Origin of the sequence: Dietzia sp. DQ11-71, assembly GCF_014144995.1 — a bacterium.
Lineage (GTDB): Bacteria > Actinomycetota > Actinomycetes > Mycobacteriales > Mycobacteriaceae > Dietzia > Dietzia kunjamensis.
On the sequence record NZ_JAALDT010000511.1, the window covers coordinates 1 to 1,140 of the forward strand.

Sequence of the window (1,140 nt, forward strand, 5' to 3'; positions counted from 1 at the left end):
AGCTCCGAGCACGCCGCGAACGCCTCGGCCCGATGCGGAGCCACAGCGACCACCACCACCGCGACCTCGCCCACCGGCAGCACACCCACGCGGTGGACGGCGGACACGCGGACCGTGCGCCCGGAATCGGCCGCCGAGGTGTGCTCGACCGCGACCTCGTCGCAGAGCCGGGCGAGCGTGTCCCGGGCCGTCGGGTGGAGCGGAGTGTGACCTCGAACTGCTCGAGAGCCGTACCCTCGACGGCCGGATCCAGGAGCCGATCTACCGGCCCACCCTGCACGCCCCACCCGGCTGACCACCCTGAAATGCAGACCAGGTCAGGGCTCGGAAGCCACTGACCTGGTTGCTGAGCTCCCCCAATTGGACTCGAACCAATAACCCTTCGATTAACAGTCGAATGCTCTGCCAATTGAGCTATGGGGGATCACTGCTGGCGACCGGCGGTGATGCCGGATACCGAGAACTCACCTTAGTGCGCCGCAGGCCGACGAACCAAATCGGCTGGTCAGGCGATGTCCGGAGTCGCGCCGACCGCCTGGTTCAACAGGCCGCGCCGGTACTCCTCCAGAGCCACCAGATCACCGAACAACGCCGAGTAGCCCTCGGGGTCCTCGGCGGGGCTCATCCGCTGCACCTTGGACTTGAGGTCCGCGATCTGACCCGAGACCCACACCTCCTGCAGCCGCGCCAGGACACCGGAGATGTAGCGGGGCAACGCCTCCTCGGACACGCGCAGTGTCTCCACCGCGAGGCTCCCGACCAGTCGGCGCAGCCCGTCGTCGCCCAGCCCCTCGGAGACCTCGGAGACCCAGTTCGCGCCGCTCTTGCCGGCCGCGCACCCGCCGGCCTTCGACAGTGCCTGCGCGATCGTGGCATAGGCGGGGTGGGTGTAGCACTCCTCCGGTAGGGAGTCGAAGAGCGGCCCGGCCAGCCCCGGGTACTGCAGGGCCGCCTTCACGGCCTCCCGCTGGGGCCACAGCACCGGGTCCGCCGCGGCGGGGATGGGCACGCCCGTCGGCACCTCCGGTGTCTGCGGAGCTTCGCGGCCGCCGACCTCGTCGTCGTCGTATCCCCCACGTCCACGACCCGCGCCGCCTGCACGCTCGGCGGCGTCCCACCCCGGTCGGGCTCCCCCGCCCG

1 tRNA gene and 3 pseudogenes are annotated in these 1,140 nt (G+C 70.6%); 1 reads left to right on the forward strand and 3 read right to left on the reverse strand.

Annotated elements, in window-relative coordinates:
- Positions 1 to 137, reverse strand: a pseudogene (locus tag G6023_RS16085) (molybdenum cofactor biosynthesis protein MoaE); the annotation flags it as partial.
- Positions 138 to 193: 56 nt separating this feature from the next.
- Here G6023_RS16085 and G6023_RS16090 point away from each other — a divergent pair.
- A pseudogene (locus tag G6023_RS16090) lies at positions 194 to 295 on the forward strand (dihydrofolate reductase family protein); the annotation flags it as partial.
- Between the two features lie 56 nt (positions 296 to 351).
- Here G6023_RS16090 and G6023_RS15425 read toward each other — a convergent pair.
- Positions 352 to 424: transfer RNA gene (locus tag G6023_RS15425), tRNA-Asn, on the reverse strand.
- Between the two features lie 81 nt (positions 425 to 505).
- Positions 506 to 1,140 (reverse strand): annotated as a pseudogene (locus tag G6023_RS15430) (DNA primase); the annotation flags it as partial.